A 23,024-nucleotide genomic window follows, 5' to 3' on the forward strand; every position below is an offset into this window, starting at 1 on the left:
GAGCGATATGTACAATTTTACCACAGATGAATTTATTAAACCAAAATTAGTTGATATAAATAATATCAGCAAAACACATGCAGAAATCATTTTAGAACCTTTAGAAAGAGGATTCGGTCATACTATTGGGAACGCATTGAGAAGAATATTGTTATCTTCGATGCCCGGTTTCGCTGTGACAGAGGTAGAAATCGATGGAATATTACATGAATACAGTACTAAAGATGGAGTTCAAGAAGATGTCGTCGAAATATTACTCAACTTGAAAGAACTCGGTATCAGGATTCATGGAAAAGAAGAGATGGTGTTATCTTTAACTAAGAAGGGAATATGTACGGTAACTGCAGGGGACATTGAAGCAAACGAAAATGTAGAGATCATTAACCCGGATCATGTAATCTGTCATATCACAGATGAAAAAACGATCATAAAGATGCGTATCAAGGTACAGAGAGGAAGAGGTTATGTTCCGATTTCTTCGAGGATAAACTATCCAGAAGAACAAAGTAGATCTATAGGAAAATTGTTGGTCGACGCTTGTTATAGCCCGATAGAAAGGGTATCTTATAAAGTAGAAGCTACGAGGGTGGAGCAAAGAACAGATTTAGATAAATTAATAATAGAAATTGAAACGAATGGAACGATTGATCCGAAAGAAGCTATTCATCGATCGGCGACAATATTGTCTGATCAATTAGAATCTTTTGTAGAATTAAGGAGCAAGGAAAAAGATGTAATCGAGGAAAAAATACCAAAATTCGATCCTACTCTTCTGAAGACAGTAGATGATTTGGAGCTTACGGTTAGGTCAGCAAACTGCTTAAAGGCAGAATCTATTCATTACATAGGGGATCTAGTACAACGTACAGAAGTAGAACTTCTTAAAACTCCAAATCTAGGAAAAAAATCTCTCATGGAAATCAAGGATTTATTAGCCTCTAGGGGACTATCATTGGGAATGAAACTGGAAAATTGGCCTCCTTCTTCTGAGGAAGAGGAGGATATTGCCTCACACAAATAGGTCAAAAAATAGTATGAGACATAGAAAGGCAGGAAAAAGATTAAATAGAGACAGTAGTCATAGAAAATCTATGATGAGAAATATGTCCGTATCTTTGATACGACATGAGATCATCAAGACTACGCTTGAAAAAGCGAAAACTTTAAGGAGGTTCGTTGAACCAATCATCAACTCTTCTAAGGAAAAGAGTTCATCGAATTATAGATATGCCATTAAAATGTTGAAAAATAAAAAAGTAGTTTTAAAACTTTTTGAAAGAATATCTGAGATGATCGGAAAAAGAAATGGAGGGTACACGAGAATCATTAAATGCGGATATAGGAAAGGAGATAATGCTAATATGGCTTATATTGAAATAATCGATCGAAAAAAATGACTTCATCTATTTGAAAGTTCTATTTATCTCCGATATATGTTTTTTATTCGTTGTAAAGATCACGAGTATATCATACAGTTTAATCTTCTGTTCAGATAGGGAAACTATCACATCGTTATTTCTGATGATCGCTCCTATCATGATTCCTTCATCTAAATCTATCTCGACAACTCTCTTTCCTACGATCCCACTGTGTTTGCTCTTTCGATTCAACTTGATCTCGAACGTCTCTAACGTTCCTCTTCTTAAATAAGAGATGTTAGACCTGATTTTCCTGATATATCCAAGTAAGTTGGATAGTATCGTTTGTTTTGGAAAAATGATGTTATCGATCATATCATATCTTAAATCGAGGTAAGATCCATGATGTATAAGTACAATCGTACGCTTAGCTCCCATTTTTTTCGCCAACATGGCGTACATGATATTAACTTCATCATTTTCTGTAAGCGTTATAAAAGCGTCTATTTGAGAGATATTTTCTTTGAACAACAATTCTTTATCGGATGCATATCCATATAGTACAGTGGTATTATCTAATATTGCAGAAAGTTGAGAAGCTCTTATCGGATCTTTTTCTATAATCTTAACATCATAAATATTTTCTAATATCTTCGCCAACCCAGATCCGATCTTTCCCCCTCCAACTATCATGATTTTCTTGTATGGTTTTTCCAGAACTTGTAACTCATTCATCAAAAATCTAATGTTTTCAGTTTTTACTACAAAACAAATTTCGTCGTTCTCTTGAATAATCGTAGATTCTTTCGGAAAAATTGGATAATTTTCTCTAAAAATAGATATTACCTTACATTTCAAATGATCAAATCTTTTTTGAACATCGAAAACTGATAAACAAAGCAACGGGCTTTTTTTTTGAACCGTAATCGTAATACTGCTAGCTATTCTATTATAAAAGTTAACTATCTGTAAGGCTCCAGGATATTGAATTAATCTCCTTACACTATCAATGATCAGTTTTTCTGGATATATGAAGTAATCAACCGGTATGCCTGTCTTAGAAAATAAATTTACTTCAGCAGTATAATCTTGAGATCTGACTCTAGCAATTTTATTTGGTATTTTAAAAAAAGAATGAGCTACTTGACAAGCTATCATATTAACTTCATCTGATCCAGTAACAGCAATCAACACATCCGTCTCTTCAGCTCTAGCTTCCCTCAAAACTTTTGGATAAGAAGCGAAACCGTTAATTACTCTAAGATCTAACTTATCTTGAAGTTGATGAAGTTTCTCTTCGTTCACATCTATTACGGTAATATCATTATTCTCGTCTATCAAACTTTCTGCAATTATTCTACCAATTTTTCCTGCACCTAATATAATAATCTTCACTTTATATCTAATGTTCGATCAACCATTACTATACCGTATGAGTCATATCACCCATAAAAAGTTTTATAAATCTTTATCCAAAATTGGTAAACGATATCTGTTGTAATCTTTTTTAAAGATAGATTCTACTTACAATCCTAATAGCAAAAAAAACTCTAATGATAAAATTATGAAATGAGAATATATGTACGACTTGTAGGATCGCTATTTTAAATAGGATTTTAAGTCGAACAAAAAGATCAAATTTTTTTATGCAAAAATAATCTACCAAAAGATAGATAGTGAATCATCAAAAAACTTCCTTGCACGATATAACTGACAAATCACGTATCTTAAAAAAAAGTTAAAAAACACTTCAAGATACCTAGATGATGAAACAAATCATTTAAAAATCATCAAAAGGTGATCCTATTGTTTTAACAAGAAACCTTCACGATACCAAAACAAATTATAATTTTTAAACTCAAAAGAAGAGACTGTATTTCTTCCCTGCTTTCTCATTTTTAAAATATTTAAAATTCCTTTCTTAGTATTTACTTTCGTTCCATACCTTCCGATATATCTAATATAGTACCAGGATCACAATCAACATACTCCTGAATTACATCGGTTTGTAAAACCTTTACGACCTCCTGAGATACTTCAAAATAACTGATTGGCCATATTTGGAAAGCTCTAACCCCTCTATCTATGTCTAACGCTGAAGATGACCAAGAGATCTTAGACATGTTCTTATCTATCTTTTTAGAATATGTTGCGATACTTTCATCCTGATCTTTTAAATTTATTTTACCTTCTAAAAGAATCTTCAAGGATTCCAAGACCAAAGACCTACTAATCTTAGATAATTTATAATAGAGAGATGAAAAAGTTTCTTTCTCACTGATAGAACAACATGATTGATGAACAATTTTTCCAGTATCTACTCCTACATCCATCTGTACGATAGAAACACCAGAAGTTTTATCCCCATGTAAAATAGAATATTGAATTGGAGAAGGACCCCTCCATCTTGGAAGAAGCGAACAATGAATGTTCCAAACTCCAAAGCGAGGAACTTCTAAAATTTCTTTTGGAAATATTAAAGAGTATTGAGCAACCATAATGATATCAGATTTTTTTGATACGATCCAGTCGTATATAGCTTCACTATGCAACGTGTTTGATTGTATACAATCTATTTTATGTTGTTTGGCAACCTTCTTCACAGGATTAAATGAAATACGATATCCTCTTCCAGAAGGTTTATCGCAAGTTGTTAAGATTCCAACAATCTTTATTAACTTTTTTTTCGATAGTTTTAAAAAATTCATTAAATGCATTTCTGAAAAATAGGATGAACCAGCGAAAATAATTCTTAATTTTTTCATGTTAGATCAGATGAATATCAACTATTTCCACAATTTTTATTTTTTAAATAATCAATGAACAATATCCCGTTTAGATGATCTATTTCGTGTTGTATACAAATTGATAAAAGATCCTTTGCTTGAAATGTAAACTTTTTTCCAAATATATCCATCGTCGTGATTTTAACAAACTTTGATCTCATTACGAAACCGGATTTATTTGTGATAGAAAGACATCTTTCCTTCATACAAATTTTACCATATGAACCGATTATAACAGGATTAATCAATACTAGCTCGTCGTTTATATCGTGAGAAACGTTTATCACCACTATTCTTCGATGAACGTTGACTTGCGTCGCTGCTAAACCTATCCCACCATTTTTATACATGGTGTCAAACATATTTCTCACGACATCTTTAGTTTTCGATGTAATCGAACCTACAGGTTTAGCGACTCTCCTTAAATTTAAATCAGGATGTTGTAATATATTTAAAAATGACATTTTGACCAAAATTTTGTGAAATTGTTAATAAATTAAAAGTTTGTAACTAAAGGATCATCGTAGAATTAAAAGATACCGAAACTTCACGAATCTTACACGCTGTAACCGATGATTTTAATACTTATCGTTCACAATAAAACATCTAAAATAAGATAAAATTGAAAAAAACGGGAGTACTATCACAAATTCAAAAAAAATTATAAAACTAATCATTCCAACCACAAAAAAATAATTGAACAAACAAACCTCGAAGGAATAAAATCAATATTATGTAATGACATGAATAATATCGAATTATTAAAAATAACTCTAGCGCTTAAGAACGGAGAAATAATCGCTTACCCATCCGAATCAATTTTTAGTTTAGGATGTGATCCAGATAATGAACGAGCAATTTATAACCTATTAAATCTAAAGAGACGTTCCTGGAAAAAAGGTTTCATATTAGTTTCTAAAAGTTACAATCAATTAACCAAGTATATTGACTGCGAAAAACTTAGTAAATTGCAAAAAAAGATAATCAGATTTTATGATATATCCTTTCCGAGAACATGGGTAGTTCCAGCTAAACAAAACGTTTCTAAGTTGATAACAGGACAATTTAAATCAATTGCAATCCGAATAACTAAATTCAAGCATATAAAAGATATATGTTCAAAATATGGAAAACCAATCATCTCTACTAGCGCTAACATCAGCAACGATGAACCCTGTCGAACAAGATGTGAAGTCATGAAAAAATTTAAAAACCATATCCATATTATGGATGGTGAAACGAAAAATATATTCAACCATTCAATCATCCAAGATTTATCGAACGGATACTTATACAGAAAAAGGTAAATATGAACAAATTCGCTATCTTTGGAAACCCAATTTCTCATAGTAGATCGCCTGAAATATATAGATTATTTGCTAAACAGTTTGGAATAAGGATTGAATATCAAAAAGAATTAGTATCGGCTAGTCAGCTAAAAAAAAAGATATATTATTTTTTCTACTCCAAAAATGGAAAAGGATTAAATATCACCACTCCTTTTAAAAAACACGCTTACAGAATCGTTCATAAGTTAACAAATAGAGCTAAAGACTGTAAATCTATCAACGTTATTAAGCGAGAAGAGAAAATATTATTTGGGGATAATACGGATGGTATCGGAATAACGATGGATATAGAGACATTCTTATTACAAAGAAAAAAAACAAATATCTTAATGATAGGAGCAGGAGATGCAGCTCGTTCAGCGATAGTATCTCTATTAAGATATCCAGTGGAGATCACTTTAGTTAACAGAACTTATGATAGATCGAAGAAGATGACCTGTTATTTCCAACATACTGGAAAAATCTCATGTAAAAAGTTAGAACAAATCAACTCATCTAGATACGATTTAATCATTAATGCAACATCTAGCGGAATATTTGGAAAAACTCCAAAAATTTCCTCAAAAATATTTGAAAATCCTGTTTTTTGTTATGATATGTTCTATAGGAGTTCAGAAGATACCCCATTTATTCAACTAGTTCGAAGACATGGAATATCTCAATATTCAGACGGAATGGGGATGTTAATTTGGCAAGCAGCTTTTTCTTTCAAATTTTGGACAGGAAAGATGCCTAATGTACAGCCATTGTTAAAGATATTTAAAAAATAAAAATGTAGACTTAATACGGGGTGATTTAATTTTGGAATATAGTTCGTAATTGCTGATCCTTTTTTTAATAGCAAAAGGTCATTCTGACCATCTTTTAACTGATTTTCACAACATTCCCAAATCCTGAACTTCTCCCATATCTCATTTGATATAAAATTGAAACTTTCCTCTCACTTCATCATATAAAATACCCTCTAGTAATGTAATCATTATGTACGTTAAGTAGGATATCTTGTACAAATTAAATAAATAGAAATATTCAAGAGCTAGCTTCATTAAGAAATTTGACAAATTTATATTTCTTCCATGATCCTTACAAAAGGGTATTTTATGGTTTAAAATGATAGATATAACATAAACTGTAGAAATAGAGTTGATTGACCGTTAGATTCAGACCATCTTAAGACATATGAAAATATATACTACCTTCGGAATCTCAGCGAAAGCAAAACTAGTATACAAATTTGATTCTATCGATCAATTGAAGTTAATTTGGAACCTTGCAAAGAACAAAAGTTATCCCTTCTTAGTGCTTGGAAACAGGAGTAAAACAATTTTCATTGACAAATTTTCTGGAATAATCGCATTAAATCACATCAAAGCATTAAAGATAAAGGAATGCAAAGACCACCATTTAATCTATGTTGGATCAGGAAATAATTGGAGCGACTTGGTCAAGATGTTGTTGAATATGGAGATATACGGTCTAGAGAATCTATCTTTCATCCCAGGATCAGTTGGAGCAGCAGCGATACAAAATATGGGAGCTTATGGAATAGAATTTAAAGATATATGTGAATACGTCGATACGATCGATTTATCTGACGGAAAAATAAAAAGATTCTACAAAGAAGAATGTCAATTTAAGTATCGAGAAAGTATTTTTAAGGATATCAAATACAAAAAATTCGTCGTTGTTTCCGTTTGTTTAAAAGTTAGTAAGATATGGAAACCAATTTTACGACATGAAAAGCTGATGAGACAGTTTCAAAACAACGTGAAAATAAAGGATATCATAAATTTCATTTTTAAAGAGAGATCTCAAAGAATACCGAATCCGTCTGTCTTTGGTAATGTTGGAAGTTTTTTTAAAAATCCAACTGTTTCACAAGAGATTTCAGGGAAGATCAAAAAAAAATTTCCGGAATATCGACCTTCTTATTTTATCGTCAAAAATAAAGTTCATGCGGGATGGTTGATCAAACGATGCAAATTACAAGGAAAAAAAATAGGAGGAACGGAAGTATATAGAAACAACCCATCAATTTTAATAAATCATGGTTATTCCATAGGAAAAGATGTAATGCGACTGTCTAGATATATCATCTGTAAAGTGTTTAAAAAGTTCGGTATATCTTTAGAAAAAGAAGCAATTCTTGTCGGAAAATATGGTGAAATCAATTAGAACTTGTCAACCTATCTCTCCTATTTTTCAAAAAAAATAACAATTTATATGACCAGAAATTCAACAAAATATATCGAAAAATTATGTTAGATCCTCGAAAAATTCAAAATTCGGTGAAATACGCAAACATCTTTACAAAATATGTCGTAGATTCTACGAATCAATGCTTAAAGAGAATGCTCGACGATTTAAAGATCGGAGACGTTTTCTTAGCGGAACATCAAACTGACGGAGTCGGAAAAAGAGGCAAGAAATGGTTTTCTTCTCCAGGAAACAGCTTGTGCTTATCTTTATACTGGAAACTACACGTTGAATTAAGCGCCATCAATCAGCTCAGTATAATAATAGGCTCTACAATAGTTGACCTATTGAACAAACGATATAACTGTAAAACGGTGTTAAGGTGGCCGAATGATCTGTTCATACAAAACAAAAAAGTTGGTGGTATTTTAATAGAAACTGTTGGAATTTTAAAAGAAGAGGTTCACTGTATCATTGGGATCGGAATGAACCTATCAGATGACGAGTCTTTCAGCAAGAAAATAAAAAATGGTTGGATTTCTCTTAAAGGAACTGTAGAAGAAAGTGAATGGAACAGCATGATTATCTCAATCATTCGGGAAATACATCGATCTATGATCATGTTCGAAAATGTCTATTCTACTAAACAAACACGATTTATAAGAGAACTTGTTTACAGATTTTTCGACCAAAATAAGCGATAACTTAAAAAAAACAATAGAAATCGAGAAAAGATCTAACGAAACGCCAAATCACTCTTATTTATAACTATTCAGTCGCGCTGAAATGTGAAGTTCTACCTTGTGCTAATCGCAACTATTTCATGATCCCTTCCTTTCACGACGACCAGATTAGCCATCTCTTTCACAGGAAAAATGTTCTCGTATAGATTAATCGTATTGATCTCCATCCACAACTCGTTGGCAATTTTTACGATCTCCGATTTTTTAAGACCAGAAAAACAACGAAAATGTGATCCTGGATACATGACAGATTGTTTACAAAATCTTAAAAATCTTCGTATATACCAATTTTTTAAGAGATCTTCTTTCGCATCAATATAGATAACAAGATCGAAAAATGGAAAAAATTTTTGATATCCGCATTCACGAACATCTTGCAGGATGTTCACACCCTCTAATATAATTAGATCCGGAGATTCGACTATCTGCGTCCTGTTCGGAAAAATATCGTAATATATATGAGAGTACATCGGTACATACAATCTGTTTACACCGGATTTAATATCAGATAAAAATTTTCTGAAAAGATGACTGTTGTACGATTGAGGAAACCCCTTTTTTTTTATGATACCTAATTTGTTCAACATAATATTGGGATACAAAAAACTATCTGTCGTGACGAGTTCTATTCTTCGATCCTTCAACCAATATTTCAACAACATCTTCATAAGATTGGCAGTGGTGCTTTTTCCAGCTGCGACACTTCCGGTGATAGCAATAACGTACGGGATTTTATAGTCTCTTGAAAAATAGTTCAACGAGATGTATCTCTGAAACCTGTGAAGAATATAAAGTTTAAAAAAACTCCAGAACATATCACGACCAACTAAGCTGAATCCATTCTTTTTCACCATTCTAAGAGAACGTTCAGGAACAGTAAAATCAGGATAAGACGATCGGTTAAAAAACATTTTCATGGATTTATCTAACTTTATAACGGATCTCAATAAAATGAAATTCTAAAGTTTTCACACACCCTTGTATTGTTCCATTAAATCAATCTTTTATAAAATAAATCTTATATTGACATAGAAATCCATATGTGTTAAAGGATGGAGATGGTTCTTCGCAAAGATATTCCATCCGCGAGGATAGGACGATCTATTCAGCGAGAAAAAATTATGACCAGGAAACTCATTACACTTTTTGATATAATTTGGAAAGGTTTCATTTTTCAATGCAGAAAATTTCTACATGAAATATATGAATGTGATTTTTCATTATGAAATAATGTTATAAATCTAATACGGTGGGATGCCTGAGTGGTTAAAAGGAGCAGACTGTAAATCTGATGTCGATAGACTTCGAAGGTTCGAATCCTTCTCCCACCAATAGAGATCTGCTTTATTATCCTTACAACATGATCATCTATCACTTGCACGGACATTTTCAAAAATATGCGGGTATCGTATAATGGTTATTATATCAGTCTTCCAAATTGATGAAGCGGGTTCGAATCCCGCTACCCGCTTGAAGCTGATATAGCTCAGTATCGGTAGAGCACACCTTTGGTATAGGTGAGGTCGGCAGTTCAATTCTGCCTATCAGCAAAATATAAGGAACATTCGTCTTTTTACTGAAAAGATGAAAGTTACTCATCTTGACAAGAGGGAAATTTAAACATGCCTAAAGAAAAATTTAATCGATCGAAGTTACACATCAATGTCGGAACAATCGGTCATGTCGATCATGGAAAAACAACCTTGACTTCGGCTATCACAACCGTACTTTCTAAAAAATACGGTGGAACCGCTTTTGCGTTCGATCAAATTGATAACGCTCCTGAAGAAAAAGAAAGAGGGATTACGATATCTGCTTCCCATGTGGAATACGATACATCTACAAGACATTACGCACATGTAGATTGTCCAGGACATTCAGATTACGTAAAGAACATGATAACAGGAGCTGCTCAGATGGATGGAGCGATATTGGTAGTCGCAGCAACCGACGGCGCGATGCCTCAAACGAGAGAACACATCCTTTTAAGCAGACAGGTTGGAGTACCCTACATAATAGTTTTTTTGAACAAATGTGATATGGTTGAGGATCAAGAACTGCTAGAGTTGGTTGAGATGGAAGTTCGTGAACTTCTGAATCAATACAATTTTCCCGGAGATACAACACCAATCATACGGGGGTCTGCTCTGAAATCCTTAGAAGGGGAAAAACAGTGGGAAGAAAAAATTATTGAATTAACAGATACCTTAGATTCATACATTCCTGATCCCAAAAGAGCGATTAATCTTCCATTTCTTTTACCTATAGAAGATGTTTTTTCAATATCAGGAAGAGGAACTGTTGTGACAGGAAGGGTAGAACAAGGAATCTTAAAAGTTGGAGAAGAAGTAGAAATTATCGGGATAAAAGATACCAAAAAGACAATTTGTACAGGAATCGAAATGTTTCGAAAATTGTTGAATGAAGGAATGGCAGGAGAGAATGTTGGAGTTCTACTGAGAGGTATCAGAAGAGAAGAAGTAGAAAGAGGACAGGTGTTAGCTAAACCAGGTTCGATCAATCCGCACGTTAAATTCGAATCAGAAGTGTATGTTCTAAAGAAAGAAGAAGGCGGAAGGCATACTCCATTTTTCAACGGGTACCGTCCACAGTTCTATTTTAGAACTACCGATGTAACAGGGGTCGTAGAACTTCCATCCGATGTAGAAATGGTTCTTCCAGGAGATAATATTCATATCGTCGTGACACTTATCGAACATATAGCGATGCAAGAAGGTTTAAGATTCGCCATAAGAGAAGGGGGAAAGACCGTCGGAGCTGGAGTGGTCAGTAAGATTCTCGCTTAAAAGCGAGCATCACGTTTTATACGATATATTGGATTTTTGAGATTCATTATAGCACGATTTTAATAAGATGAATTCTTTCCAGAATTTATCTTATTAACTGCAACTATTAAAAAATACAAATTGGATACGTCTAAGTGAAAAATTTTTGGGAAGATCTATTTAATTTTATCCGTATTTATCTAAAAAATATGAGATGGTCTTTGTTCTTCTTCCTGCTCACTGTATCCTTCATAGGAATGTTGTGGGGTAAATGGGGATCATCGACTGTTTTAATGGGATGTTATTCAATCATCTTCTCCTTCATTTCGACAACATTGGTATCCAAGATAAAAAAAACGCGTTTGCTGTTGAAGTTCATAGAAGATGTATTTCTAGAGATGAAAAAGGTACATTGGCCGAGCTTTCAAGAAACTTTGCGGATAACCTTTGTCATCCTTTTAGTTGCAATGATCACTTCCTTCTTCATTTGGATGATCGACAATATTTTGGTCCGTTTGATTTCATCCATCATCACTTTAAGGTTGTAAAATGTCAAAGTATTCAGATATGAAATGGTATGTTATTCAATCTTTCTCCGGATTTGAAACTAAAGTACGAAGGTCTTTAAAAGAATATATCAGGCTTTACTCCATGGAAATGTATTTCGGAAGAATCATGGTTCCTTCCGAAGGAATCGTAGAGATGAGAGGTGGACAGAGAAGAAAAAGTGAAAGAAAATTTTTTCCAGGTTACGTTTTAGTGGAAATGGTCATGAACGAAAAAACATGGCATTTCATAAGAGGTATCCCAAAGGTAATGGGATTCGTCGGAGGAACACCAGATCATCCGGCTTCAGTAAATCAAAAAGAAATAGGAGATATCATAGAAAAGTTACAAAAGATAGGAAATCGACCAAGACCAAAAACTTTATTTGAACCTGGAGAAATGATCCGAGTAAGTAGTGGACCGTTCGCTGATTTTAACGGAATAGCAGAAGAGATAGATTATGAGAAGAGTAGAATGAAAGTCTCGGTATCTATATTCGGAAGATCTACACCAGTCGAACTAGACTTTAGTCAAGTTGAAAAAATTTAAATCATCAGATATTCAAACATCGATAACATCAAAATGAGCAGAAGAATACAAGCAAGGATAAAATTAAGAATTCCGGCCGGTCAAGCAAATCCAAGCCCTCCCGTAGGTCCTATACTAGGACAGAAGGGGATAAATATCATGAATTTTTGTAAAACGTTTAACGATAGAACCCGCTCTATAGAAAAGGGAACCATCGTCTCAGCATCGATACATCTATATTCCGATAAAAACTTTGATCTAATCATAAAAACATCACCTACCTCTGAACTTCTGAAAAAGTTCTCTGGAACGGAGATAGGATCTCCAAAACCAAATTCTGAAAAATCTGGAAAAATATCGAAGAACCAGATCGAGAAGATAGCGAAAATCAAGATGAGCGATATGAACACGCGCAACCTATCTTCGATCATGCGATCAATAGAAGGTACAGCTAGATCCATGGGAATCAAGATTGAAAAATGAAGATCATGAAATTAAAAGATAAAAAAAGTTCATCATATCATGGACACAAATATAAAAAGAAGTATCCGCTTGAAGAAGCAATAGTTTTTTTGAAGAGACAAAAACGCGCTAATTTCGTAGAAAGCGTAGATGTTTCCATACAGTTAGGAATCGATACGAAAAAAACCGAACAACATGTGATAGGATCCTTCATCCTTCCGAACAGTGTAAAAAGAAACGTCAGGATGGCAGTGTTCACAGGTGGAGAATCTGCAGAAAAGGCTAAGATGTTTGGGATCAAACTAGTCGGAATGAACGATTTAGCGGAAAAAATCTTAAAAGGAGAAAATAGGTTTGATATAATCATAGCATCCTCGGACGCGATCAAGACGGTTGGTAAGGTCAGCCATATTATCGGTCCTAAAGGTATGATGCCAAATCTTAAGTTTGGAACCATCACCGATGATATCGAACTTTGTATTAAAGAAATCAAAGAGGGTAAGATATTTTATCGAAACGATAAAAACGGGATCATTCACACGTTGGTCGGAAAGGTTGATCTCGAATCTAAAAAAATAGAAGAAAATGTTAGGTTTTTTTTAAAACATCTGATAAGATCAAAACCGAGATCGGTAAAAGGGACGTACATCAAAAAGATGAACATATCGACGACTATGGGAGTTGGTATTAAAATCGATCTTTCCGATGTTGTATCTTGAACTTTCTTCGATCTCGACAATCTATTTGTTCAACGCTTTTTTCAACTTTTCTCGATCTTCAAAAGGGACGTCGTATGAAATGATTTCGTATTCGAAAGAAAAGAGTAGCTCCATATTTATGAAGACTATCGCCTTGTGATTTCCTTCATTGAACGAACGAAAAGATTATAGTTAGTATCATGTCAAAAAACCTTGAAAAAAAAACAAAAAAAGTAAGAATTATAAAGAAACTTTTAAAAGACGCTGTATCTGTGTTCATCGCAGATTACCGAGGAATCAGCAACAATCATATGAACGATCTTCGTATAATCTGTAAAGAAGAAAAAATATCTCTCCAGATTCAAAAAAACACGGTATTTAAAATAGCTTTCAACAACACTCAATATTCGTCTTTAAAAAAATTTTTTGTTGGACCGACCATCGTCGCTTTTTCTGTTGGAAATCGTCCATCATCGATAGTCAAGATATTTAGGAACTTTATGAAAGAGAACTCTTCTTTTTCAATAAGATCAGGAATGATCGGAGAGGATACCGTAGTGGAAGGGGAAGTAATGAGTAAATTAGAATCGATACGTTGTCGAGAAGAAGCTTTTCTGAAGTTTTCCATGGTAGTCAGAGAAATATCTATCTTAAAATTTCTGCGTCTATTAAAAAAGATCGTTAGTATTTGAACCGTAATCCTTCCAAGAAGGAGGKTTTGTTTAAACCTTTTTGTTCGAAAATCAAGGAGAATCTGAATATGTCCACCAACAAACAAGAAATTTTCGATGCTATCTTAAACATGTCTATGGTAGAAATTGTCGAGTTGACATCAATGCTCGAGAAGAAATTCAACATAGATTCTTCTATACTACGAAATAGCTCTCTACAGGAGAGTAAACTCTCTGAAGAGAAAGTGATAGAAAAAAGTGAATTTAAAGTTATCTTAACATCCTTCNCTAATAAAATCCCCGTGATCAAGGCTGTAAGATCCTTGATGAACTTAGGACTAAAGGAAGCAAAAGATACCGTGGAATCTTGTCCATCTGTTTTGAAAGAATCTACTACAAAAGAAGATGCTGAAACTATTAAAAGTACATTGGAGAAATCCGGGGCGTCTGTTACTGTGGAGTAAAACGTCGCGATATGCGAGCGAACCTTACAGAAGTTCATCGCTTAACATTCATCATCTTCTCTCGAAAGAACTACAAGATAACTTAACAATCAGAGATGATAGCACAGAAGATCCTCATGTTATCAACTAAAGTTCTCGCGTAAATTATATAAGGAATCATATGGGTTTAGTTCATACAGAAAAAAAACGTATCAGAAAAAATTTCGGTAAAAGACCACAAGTTCTAGGTGTACCTTATCTACTATCTATTCAGATAGATTCTTTCTCTAAATTTATCAACAATTGCGGAAAAAAGAGCGGTTTAGAATCCGCCTTCCATTCTATATTTCCCATCAGAAGTTATAATGGAAACGCTGAACTGAGATACATCGAATATCGTCTGGAAGAACCAACATTCGATGTGAGAGAATGTAGAACAAGGAGTGCAACCTACTCTTCCTCCTTGAAGGTTAAATTAAGACTAGTGGTATACGAGAAGGAGTCTTCTAAAAAAATACAGTACGTAAGAGATCAAGAAGTATACATGGGAGAGATTCCGATCATGACTGAAAATGGAACTTTTATCGTCAATGGAACTGAACGGGTTGTCGTTTCTCAACTGCACCGTAGTCCAGGTGTTTTCTTCGATAGCGATAAAGGAAAAACACATTCTTCAGGAAAAATTCTATATAACGCTAGGATCATACCGTATCGTGGATCATGGTTAGACTTCGAATTTGATATTAAGGATCATATATTCGTAAGAATCGATAGGAGAAGAAAGTTACCGGCGACTGTCATATTACGTGCAATAGGTTATGACAATGAAGAGATGTTAAACCTTTTTTTTGAAAAGACCACCTTCAGGCAAGATCAAGAGGGGATCTTCTTCATGGATTTGGTTCCCAAAAGATTACGAGGTGAAACAGCTTCCTTCGACATCGTAAGTGGTGGAAAAACCTACGTCAAGAAAGGGATCAGAATAACCGCATCTCACGTTGAAAGTTTAGAGAAAGATAATGTTCGAGAAATTGAAGTTCCATCGGATTATCTAATCGGTAGGATAGTTGATAAAAGTTACTTTGATAAAAGTGACGGAAAATTGATCTGTTCAGCGAACTCTAAGATATCGAAAGAAATTTTAGAAGACTTGAAGAGATCTCGAAACAGATCTATTCGAACACTCTTCATAAATGATCTAGATCGAGGATCCTATATCTCCAACACGTTGAGAATCGATAATACGAAAGATCGAATAGATGCCTTGATAGAAATCTACAGAATGATGAGGCCAGGAGAACCTCCTACAAAGGAATCAGCGGAAAGTTTGTTCAACAGTCTCTTCTTTTCTGAAGATCGATACGATCTATCTCCGGTTGGAAGGATGAAGTTCGACCTTTCCCTTTCCAGAGAAAGAAACACAGAATCTAACGTGTTGAACAATCAAGATATCATTGACGTGATTAAAAAACTAATTGATATTAGGGATGGAAGAGGAGAGGTGGATGATATCGATCATTTAGGGAACAGAAGGATACGTTCGATTGGAGAGATGGCGGAGAATCAGTTCAGGTTAGGACTGATCAGGGTTGAAAGAGCCGTAAAGGAGAGATTATCATTGGGGGATCTAGACTCTTTATCTCCCCAAGACATGATCAATGCGAAACCGATCTCTGCTGCTGTAAAAGAATTTTTTGGATCCAGTCAACTATCTCAATTCATGGATCAGAACAATCCCTTATCTGAAATAACTCACAAACGTCGAATTTCAGCTTTGGGTCCGGGGGGGTTAACTAGAGAGAGAGCAGGATTCGAAGTACGGGATGTTCATCCAACACACTATGGTAGAATGTGTCCGATAGAAACTCCGGAAGGGCCGAACATAGGGTTGATTAATTCACTTTCTGTCTACGCGAGAACTAATCAATATGGGTTTTTAGAAACTCCATATCGGATAGTGAGGAATGGGGTAGTTAGCAACGATATCCGGTATCTTTCCGCAATTGAGGAAGGAAATCATATCATCGCACAGGCGAACACCATGTTGAACGAAGATGGATCATTTCGGACAGAACTGGTGACCTGCAGAAACAAAGGAGAATCTAACCTATTTAACAAAACACAGGTGGAGTATATGGATGTTTCTACGCAGCAAATCGTATCTGTCGGAGCATCTTTGATACCGTTTCTTGAACATGATGATGCAAACCGTGCATTGATGGGCGCTAACATGCAAAGACAGGCGGTACCTACCTTACGAACGGAGAAGCCGTTGGTAGGAACGGGCATGGAAAGTGTAGTAGCAAAAGATTCTGGAGTAACAGTGATCGCCAAAAGATCAGGAACGGTGCAATATGTGGATTCTTCCAAGATAGTGATCAAAACGGAGAAGGAAGGTCATTCCTTGCAGGATTTCGGAATCGATATGTACGATCTGACGAAATATTCTAGATCGAACCAAAATACATGTATCAATCAAGTACCTTGCGTTTCCATGGGAGATAAAGTCAGATCTGGAGAGGTGTTAGCAGACGGTCCTTCCACCGATTTAGGAGAGCTGGCTTTAGGACAAAACATGCGGGTCGCATTCATGCCGTGGAATGGATACAACTTCGAAGATTCGATTCTAATATCGGAGAGGGTAGTTCAAGAGGATCGATTCACAACCATCCATATACAGGAACTATCTTGTATCTCAAGGGATACCAAACTAGGACCGGAAGAGATCACAGCGGATATTCCAAATGTTGGAGCATCATCTTTATCCAAGTTAGATGAATCTGGTATCGTATATATCGGAGCAGAGGTGATTGGGGGTGAGATACTGGTTGGAAAAGTGACACCAAAAGGAGAGACTCAGCTTACCCCTGAAGAAAAGTTGTTAAGGGCTATTTTCGGAGAAAAAGCATCCGACGTAAAAGATTCCTCTTTAAGAGTTCCCAACGGAACTTCAGGTACCGTGATAGACGTTCAAATATTCACAAGAGATGGAGTCAAAAAAGACAAGAGAACTCTGGAGATCGAAGAAATTCGATTAAAAGAGGCGGAAAAAGATATTCTTGAAGAACTTACTATCCTCGAATCTTGCCTATTTTACGATGTTCGTTCTTTTCTCACAAAAAATGGAATAGATCGTGTAACAGTTGACAATCTGGTCGGGGAAAGGTTGTTTCAAATAAAGTTAGCAGATAATTCTCTAAACGATGTGTTGGATCGATTTCAAAAAAAACACCATGAGTTGAAAAAACAGTTTTCAGAAAAATTATGTAAAAGAAGACATCAGATCGCTCAGGGAGATGACTTATCTCCTGGCGTTCTGAAAGTTGTTAAAGTACATTTGGCCGTAAAGAGACAGGTACAACCGGGGGATAAGATGGCCGGACGTCACGGAAACAAGGGTGTGATCTCCAAGATCAGCCCTATAGAAGATATGCCGTATGATCAAAATGGAAATCCTGTAGATATAGTTTTGAACCCATTGGGTGTTCCATCTAGGATGAATATCGGGCAAATCTTGGAAACACATCTAGGGATGGCTGCCCGAGGGATTGGAAACAAGATCAATCAGATGATACGGAGTAAAGAGAAAGTCAAAAATATCAAGGAGTTTATTCAACAAGCTTACGACATTGGTGTTGGAAATCATCAAAGGATAGATTTGGATGAACTCTCTGACGAAGAGACTATGGACTTAGCACATCGTCTGAAAGACGGTTTACCGATATCTACTCCAGTATTCGATGGAGCAAAAGAACATGAAATTAAAGAAATGTTGAAACTAGCAGATCTTCCACAATCGGGACAGATTACATTGTTCGATGGATGCACCGGAGAACGGTTTGAGAGGTTGGTCACCGTAGGATATATGTACATGTTGAAGTTGAACCATCTTGTAGATGACAAAATGCATGCTCGTTCGACAGGTTCTTACAGTTTGGTTACACAGCAGCCATTGGGAGGAAAAGCACAATTCGGAGGACAGAGATTCGGAGAAATGGAAGTTTGGGCTTTAGAAGCTTATGGTGCCTCCCACGCGTTACAGGAGATGTTAACCGTAAAATCAGATGATGTCAATGGAAGGACAAAGATGTATAAGAACATCGTCAACGGAGAACATAAGATGGAACCTGGTATGCCAGATTCTTTTAATGTCTTGTTAAAAGAAATCAGATCTTTAGGAATTAATATAGAGTTAGAGAAGAAACGATAGATCGGATATTGAGCGATCTTCTTCTGTATTTAACGTTAATCATGTTAAAATCAATATCAGAAGGTTTTATACCACATGAAAGAGCTACTGCATTTTTTAAAATCATACGATCGAAATGAAGAATTCGATACGATCAAGATATCTCTAGCTTCTCCCGACACGATACGGTCTTGGTCGTTTGGAGAAGTAAAAAAACCAGAGACCATCAACTATCGAACCTTTAAACCTGAAAGGGATGGCCTATTTTGTTCCAGAATATTTGGTCCGGTAAAAGATTACGAATGCCTATGCGGAAAATATAAGAGATTGAAACATCGAGGTGTGGTATGTGAAAAATGTGGAGTAGAGGTGACTCAATCCAAAGTGCGTAGAGAAAGGATGGGACATATAGAGCTAGCTTCACCGATCGCTCACATATGGTTTTTAAAATCTCTTCCATCAAGAATCGGTTTATTGCTCGATATTCCTTTAAGGGATATCGAAAGGGTTCTATATTTCGAATCTTACGTAGTTACGCAGGAAGGAACCACGGATCTTAAGGTTGGACAGATATTGACAGAAGAACAGCACTTAAAATCCTTAGAAGAGTTCGGAGATGAATTTTCAGCAGGAATGGGTGCAGAATCTATACAAGATCTGTTGAAAAATCTTCATCTAGAGTCGACATGTAAAGATTTAAGAATCGAGCTCAATCGATCTGGATCTGAAACAAAAAGAAAAAAAATTTCTAAAAGAATCAAGCTTATTGAATCATTTATCCATTCTGGAAACAAGCCAGAATGGATGATATTGAACGCACTTCCCGTGTTACCACCGGATTTACGTCCTTTAGTTCCTTTAGAAGGAGGAAGGTTCGCTACCTAAACGATCTGTACAGGAGGGTGATAAATCGAAACAACAGATTGAAGAGATTGCTCGACTTATCTGCTCCAGAAATCATCATCAGAAATGAAAAAAGGATGTTGCAGGAATCCGTGGATGCTCTGTTGGACAATGGTAGGAGAGGAAGGGCGATATCTGGATCTAATAAGAGACCTTTGAAATCTCTAGCGGATATGATCAAAGGAAAACAAGGAAGATTTCGACAGAATCTTCTCGGAAAGCGGGTAGATTACTCTGGAAGATCAGTGATAACCGTAGGACCTTATCTAAAGTTGCATCAATGTGGTCTTCCAAAAAGAATGGCGTTAGAACTATTTAAGCCGTTCATATATGGAAAGTTAGAAAGAAGAGGGTTGGCGAGCACTATCAAAGCTGCGAAAAAGATGGTAGAAAGAGAGGAATCGATCGTTTGGGACGTCTTGGATGAGGTTATTAAAAGACATCCAGTGATGCTAAACAGAGCTCCTACGTTACATCGGTTGGGTATCCAAGCTTTTGAACCCATATTGATCGAAGGAAAAGCGATTCAATTACATCCTTTGGTATGCGCTGCTTATAACGCTGATTTCGATGGTGATCAGATGGCTGTCCATGTCCCGTTGACATATGAGGCTCAGTTAGAAGCCCGTTCTCTGATGATGTCGACTAAAAACATCTTGTCACCTGCGAGTGGAGATCCCATCATCGTTCCTTCTCAAGATGTCGTATTAGGATTGTATTACATGACCAGAGATTGTATCAACGCTAAAGGAGAGGGGATGATATTATCCAGCCCAAAAGAAGCGGAGAAAGCATATAGAATTCGCGTCGCATCTTTAAATGCTAAAGTTAAGGTACGAATAGAAGAATCCATGATGGATTCGAAGATGAGCATCCGTCATTCAAAGAAGATTGTCGATACCACTATCGGAAGAGCGATATTTTGGATGATTGTTCCAAAAGGTTTATCCTACGATTTAGTTAACCGACCCCTTGATAAGAAGGCTATATCTTCAATGTTGAACACATGTTACAGGATCCTAGGTCTTGAAAAAACCGTTGAATTCGCAGATCAGATCATGTACACAGGATTTCACTACGCCGCTCGATCCGGAGCATCCGTAGGAATAGATGATATGGAGATACCAAAAAAGAAAGCTGAAATCATATCAGAAGCAGAGAAGGAAGTGGCAGAAATTCAAGAGCAGTTCCAGTCTGGTCTAGTCACCGTTGGTGAACGATACAATAAGGTTATCGACATATGGTCGGTAGCGAATGAACGGGTAGCCACCGCAATGATGGAAAATCTATCTACAGAAACAGTGATCAACAAACACCTTGAAGAAGAACAACAGACCTCTTTCAACAGTATATTCATGATGGCAGACTCTGGTGCAAGAGGATCCGCAGCGCAAATACGGCAGCTCGCAGGTATGAGAGGATTGATGGCCAAACCAGATGGATCAATCATTGAAACGCCCATCACAGCGAACTTCAGGGAGGGACTGAACGTATTACAGTATTTTATATCAACGCATGGAGCTAGAAAAGGATTAGCTGATACGGCTCTAAAAACAGCAAATTCCGGATATTTGACGAGAAGGTTGGTGGATGTTGCACAAGATCTGGTGATCACTGAAAGAGATTGTAACACTGAAGAAGGAGTTGTGATCACTTCCATGATTGATGGTGGAGGGACAAAAGAATTCTTAAGAGATAAAATATTAGGTCGAGTAACAGCAGAAGATGTTCGATTATCTTCCGAGGATGAATCGATGTTCATACCAAGAAACACGTTATTGAATGAAAAACTGTGTGAACAGATAGAGATCTACTCGATAGATTCGATAAAAGTTCGATCTGTCATCTGTTGTGAGACGAATTTCGGAGTCTGTTCCTATTGTTATGGAAGAGATCTAGCAAGAGGAAAACTGATCGATATAGGAGAAGCTGTCGGGGTGATCGCAGCACAATCTATCGGAGAACCAGGAACTCAGCTAACTATGCGGACTTTTCACATAGGAGGAGCAGCTTCAAGAGTTGCTTCCGAATCCAACGTCAGAGTTCGTAACTCCGGTACGATATCCTTAGAAAACACGAAGTTCATCCGAGATCGCGTCGATTGTCTCGTAGTGATATCTCGTCATTCAGAACTGAGGGTGATGGATAGTTTTGGAAAGATTATAGAGAATCATAAATTACCGTACGGTGCACATCTTAACAAGGATGAAGGACAGGAAGTAAAAAAGGGAGAAATTGTCGCCACCTGGGATCCTCATGCTATTCCGATAATTTCAGAAGTTTCTGGGATCGTATGTTTTCAAGATATGATAGAAGGACAATCTGTCGTACGTCAGACAGACGAATTAACAGGAATTTCCTCAACGATCGTACTGGAAACTTCTGAACGATCTTCTTCAGCGAAGGATCTAAGACCGACATTGAAGATCATGGATGAAAAACGTCAGAACGTCGTTCATTCTTCAGGTGTTCCTGCACAATATTTCTTACCAGGAAGATCAATAGTACAACTTGGTGATGGATCTTCGGTAAGTGCTGGGATGATATTGGCAAAAATTCCACAAGAATCTACTGTGACGAAGGATATCACCGGTGGTCTACCGAGGGTGGCTGATTTATTCGAAGCTAGACAACCTAAAGAACCTGCCATACTTGCCGAAATGAGCGGACGTATCTCCTTCGGAAGAGAAACAAAGGGTAAACGTAGATTGATCATAACATCATCCGACGGACAAGAAACTCATGAAGAGATGATTCCTAAATGGAGACAGTTGAACGTCTTCGAGGGAGATGTCGTATCTATAGGAGAAATAATCTCGGATGGACCAGAATCTCCTCACGATATTCTACGACTCAGAGGAGCTCATGAAGTTTCCAGATATATCACACAAGAAGTACAAGAAGTATACCGTCTGCAAGGAGTGAAGATCAACGATAAACATATCGAAGTCATAGTCCGACAAATGCTCAGAAAAGTTACCGTCATTCATTCTGGAGATTCAGATTTTTTAGAAGGGGAACAGATAGAATACACCAAGATACAGGAGAAGAATAAACAACTATCTTCGTCCGGAAAAGCTCCGATCGTTTATCGAAGAGATCTTCTAGGAATTACGAAAGCTTCTTTGACAACAGAATCTTTCGTATCCGCCGCTTCTTTTCAAGAAACTACCAGAGTCCTGACAGAAGCAGCAATCTCTGGAAGGAGAGATGATCTAAGAGGGTTAAAAGAGAACGTGATAGTCGGAAGGTTGATACCAGCGGGTACAGGATACCCATATCATAACAGAAAAAAGAAGGAGCATAAGTCCAGTTTAGATTCTTTCAAAGATTAACCGATCAGATTTCGAAAACTCTGAAAGATCC

General features: G+C 36.1%; 18 protein-coding genes, 3 tRNA genes and 1 pseudogene. 18 read left to right on the forward strand and 4 right to left on the reverse strand.

The window, feature by feature from the left end:
• Positions 1–7 precede the first annotated feature (7 nt).
• Both AOQ87_RS00780 and rplQ read left to right on the forward strand, forming a co-directional pair.
• A complete protein-coding gene (locus tag AOQ87_RS00780; protein ID WP_039719504.1) occupies positions 8–1,021 on the forward strand; it encodes a DNA-directed RNA polymerase subunit alpha in 1,014 nt (337 codons plus the stop codon).
• 13 nt (positions 1,022–1,034) lie between these two features.
• Positions 1,035–1,397 carry a 50S ribosomal protein L17 gene (gene rplQ / locus AOQ87_RS00785; RefSeq protein WP_080626486.1) on the forward strand — a complete coding sequence of 121 codons (363 nt, stop codon included), beginning with the start codon at positions 1,035–1,037 and terminating at the stop codon, positions 1,395–1,397.
• 6 nt (positions 1,398–1,403) lie between these two features.
• Here rplQ and trkA read toward each other — a convergent pair whose 3' ends face one another.
• The 3 genes from trkA to def all read right to left on the reverse strand — a co-directional run bounded on the left by trkA (position 1,404) and on the right by def (position 4,608).
• Entirely contained in the window at positions 1,404–2,753 is a 1,350-nt protein-coding gene (gene trkA / locus AOQ87_RS00790) for a Trk system potassium transporter TrkA (RefSeq protein ID WP_080626487.1), read from the reverse strand.
• A gap of 533 nt (positions 2,754–3,286) precedes the next feature.
• Positions 3,287–4,123, reverse strand: a complete 837-nt coding sequence (fmt, locus tag AOQ87_RS00795; RefSeq protein ID WP_080626488.1) for a methionyl-tRNA formyltransferase — start codon at positions 4,121–4,123, stop codon at positions 3,287–3,289.
• Between the two features lie 17 nt (positions 4,124–4,140).
• Positions 4,141–4,608, reverse strand: a complete 468-nt coding sequence (def, locus tag AOQ87_RS00800) for a peptide deformylase (RefSeq protein WP_039719500.1) — start codon at positions 4,606–4,608, stop codon at positions 4,141–4,143.
• A gap of 279 nt (positions 4,609–4,887) precedes the next feature.
• On the opposite strand from def, the gene tsaC reads away from it, so the two are divergent.
• The 4 genes from tsaC (at position 4,888) to AOQ87_RS00820 (ending at position 8,393) form a co-directional block, all read left to right on the forward strand.
• Positions 4,888–5,451 (forward strand): L-threonylcarbamoyladenylate synthase type 1 TsaC, encoded by a 564-nt coding sequence (gene tsaC / locus AOQ87_RS00805; RefSeq protein ID WP_039719499.1) that lies wholly within the window; start codon positions 4,888–4,890, stop codon positions 5,449–5,451.
• Between the two features lie 2 nt (positions 5,452–5,453).
• Positions 5,454–6,263: a shikimate dehydrogenase gene (gene aroE / locus AOQ87_RS00810; protein WP_080626489.1), complete on the forward strand. Its 810-nt coding sequence runs from the start codon at positions 5,454–5,456 to the stop codon at positions 6,261–6,263.
• A gap of 409 nt (positions 6,264–6,672) precedes the next feature.
• Positions 6,673–7,668 carry a UDP-N-acetylmuramate dehydrogenase gene (gene murB / locus AOQ87_RS00815; RefSeq protein WP_080626490.1) on the forward strand — a complete coding sequence of 332 codons (996 nt, stop codon included), beginning with the start codon at positions 6,673–6,675 and terminating at the stop codon, positions 7,666–7,668.
• Positions 7,669–7,781: 113 nt separating this feature from the next.
• Positions 7,782–8,393 carry a biotin--[acetyl-CoA-carboxylase] ligase gene (locus tag AOQ87_RS00820; RefSeq protein WP_185751060.1) on the forward strand — a complete coding sequence of 204 codons (612 nt, stop codon included), beginning with the start codon at positions 7,782–7,784 and terminating at the stop codon, positions 8,391–8,393.
• A 92-nt stretch (positions 8,394–8,485) separates the two neighbouring features.
• Here the strand turns inward: AOQ87_RS00820 and coaA are convergent, their stop codons facing one another.
• Complete coding sequence (coaA, locus tag AOQ87_RS00825) at positions 8,486–9,349, reverse strand: type I pantothenate kinase (RefSeq protein WP_080626492.1); 864 nt, start codon at positions 9,347–9,349, stop codon at positions 8,486–8,488.
• A 331-nt stretch (positions 9,350–9,680) separates the two neighbouring features.
• Between coaA and AOQ87_RS00830 the strand changes: the two genes are divergently transcribed.
• The 12 genes and pseudogenes from AOQ87_RS00830 to rpoC all read left to right on the forward strand — a co-directional run bounded on the left by AOQ87_RS00830 (position 9,681) and on the right by rpoC (position 22,993).
• Positions 9,681–9,763: transfer RNA gene (locus AOQ87_RS00830), tRNA-Tyr, on the forward strand.
• Positions 9,764–9,831: 68 nt separating this feature from the next.
• A tRNA-Gly gene (locus tag AOQ87_RS00835) sits at positions 9,832–9,903 on the forward strand.
• A 4-nt stretch (positions 9,904–9,907) separates the two neighbouring features.
• Positions 9,908–9,982 (forward strand) — tRNA-Thr (locus AOQ87_RS00840).
• A gap of 72 nt (positions 9,983–10,054) precedes the next feature.
• Entirely contained in the window at positions 10,055–11,239 is a 1,185-nt protein-coding gene (gene tuf / locus AOQ87_RS00845; protein WP_039719495.1) for an elongation factor Tu, read from the forward strand.
• A 377-nt stretch (positions 11,240–11,616) separates the two neighbouring features.
• On the forward strand, positions 11,617–11,766 hold the full coding sequence (secE, locus tag AOQ87_RS02785) for a preprotein translocase subunit SecE (protein ID WP_158000730.1): 150 nt from the start codon (positions 11,617–11,619) through the stop codon (positions 11,764–11,766).
• A gap of 1 nt (position 11,767) precedes the next feature.
• Positions 11,768–12,313, forward strand: a complete 546-nt coding sequence (nusG, locus tag AOQ87_RS00855) for a transcription termination/antitermination protein NusG (protein ID WP_039719494.1) — start codon at positions 11,768–11,770, stop codon at positions 12,311–12,313.
• A gap of 33 nt (positions 12,314–12,346) precedes the next feature.
• Positions 12,347–12,775 carry a 50S ribosomal protein L11 gene (gene rplK, locus AOQ87_RS00860; RefSeq protein ID WP_039719493.1) on the forward strand — a complete coding sequence of 143 codons (429 nt, stop codon included), beginning with the start codon at positions 12,347–12,349 and terminating at the stop codon, positions 12,773–12,775.
• 5 nt (positions 12,776–12,780) lie between these two features.
• Positions 12,781–13,473 (forward strand): 50S ribosomal protein L1, encoded by a 693-nt coding sequence (gene rplA / locus AOQ87_RS00865; protein ID WP_236858664.1) that lies wholly within the window; start codon positions 12,781–12,783, stop codon positions 13,471–13,473.
• 179 nt (positions 13,474–13,652) lie between these two features.
• On the forward strand, positions 13,653–14,144 hold the full coding sequence (gene rplJ / locus AOQ87_RS00870; RefSeq protein ID WP_080626495.1) for a 50S ribosomal protein L10: 492 nt from the start codon (positions 13,653–13,655) through the stop codon (positions 14,142–14,144).
• A gap of 68 nt (positions 14,145–14,212) precedes the next feature.
• Positions 14,213–14,587, forward strand: coding sequence for a 50S ribosomal protein L7/L12 (rplL, locus tag AOQ87_RS00875; protein ID WP_039719615.1), 375 nt, complete (start codon positions 14,213–14,215; stop codon positions 14,585–14,587).
• 160 nt (positions 14,588–14,747) lie between these two features.
• The gene (gene rpoB, locus AOQ87_RS00880; protein WP_080626496.1) at positions 14,748–18,776 is read left to right on the forward strand and encodes a DNA-directed RNA polymerase subunit beta; all 4,029 of its coding nucleotides are present in this window, start codon (positions 14,748–14,750) and stop codon (positions 18,774–18,776) included.
• Positions 18,777–18,851: 75 nt separating this feature from the next.
• Positions 18,852–22,993 (forward strand): annotated as a pseudogene (gene rpoC, locus AOQ87_RS00885) (DNA-directed RNA polymerase subunit beta').
• Positions 22,994–23,024: the final 31 nt, after the last annotated feature.

Source organism: Candidatus Riesia pediculischaeffi (assembly GCF_002073895.1).
Taxonomy (GTDB): Bacteria; Pseudomonadota; Gammaproteobacteria; order Enterobacterales; family Enterobacteriaceae; genus Riesia; species Riesia pediculischaeffi.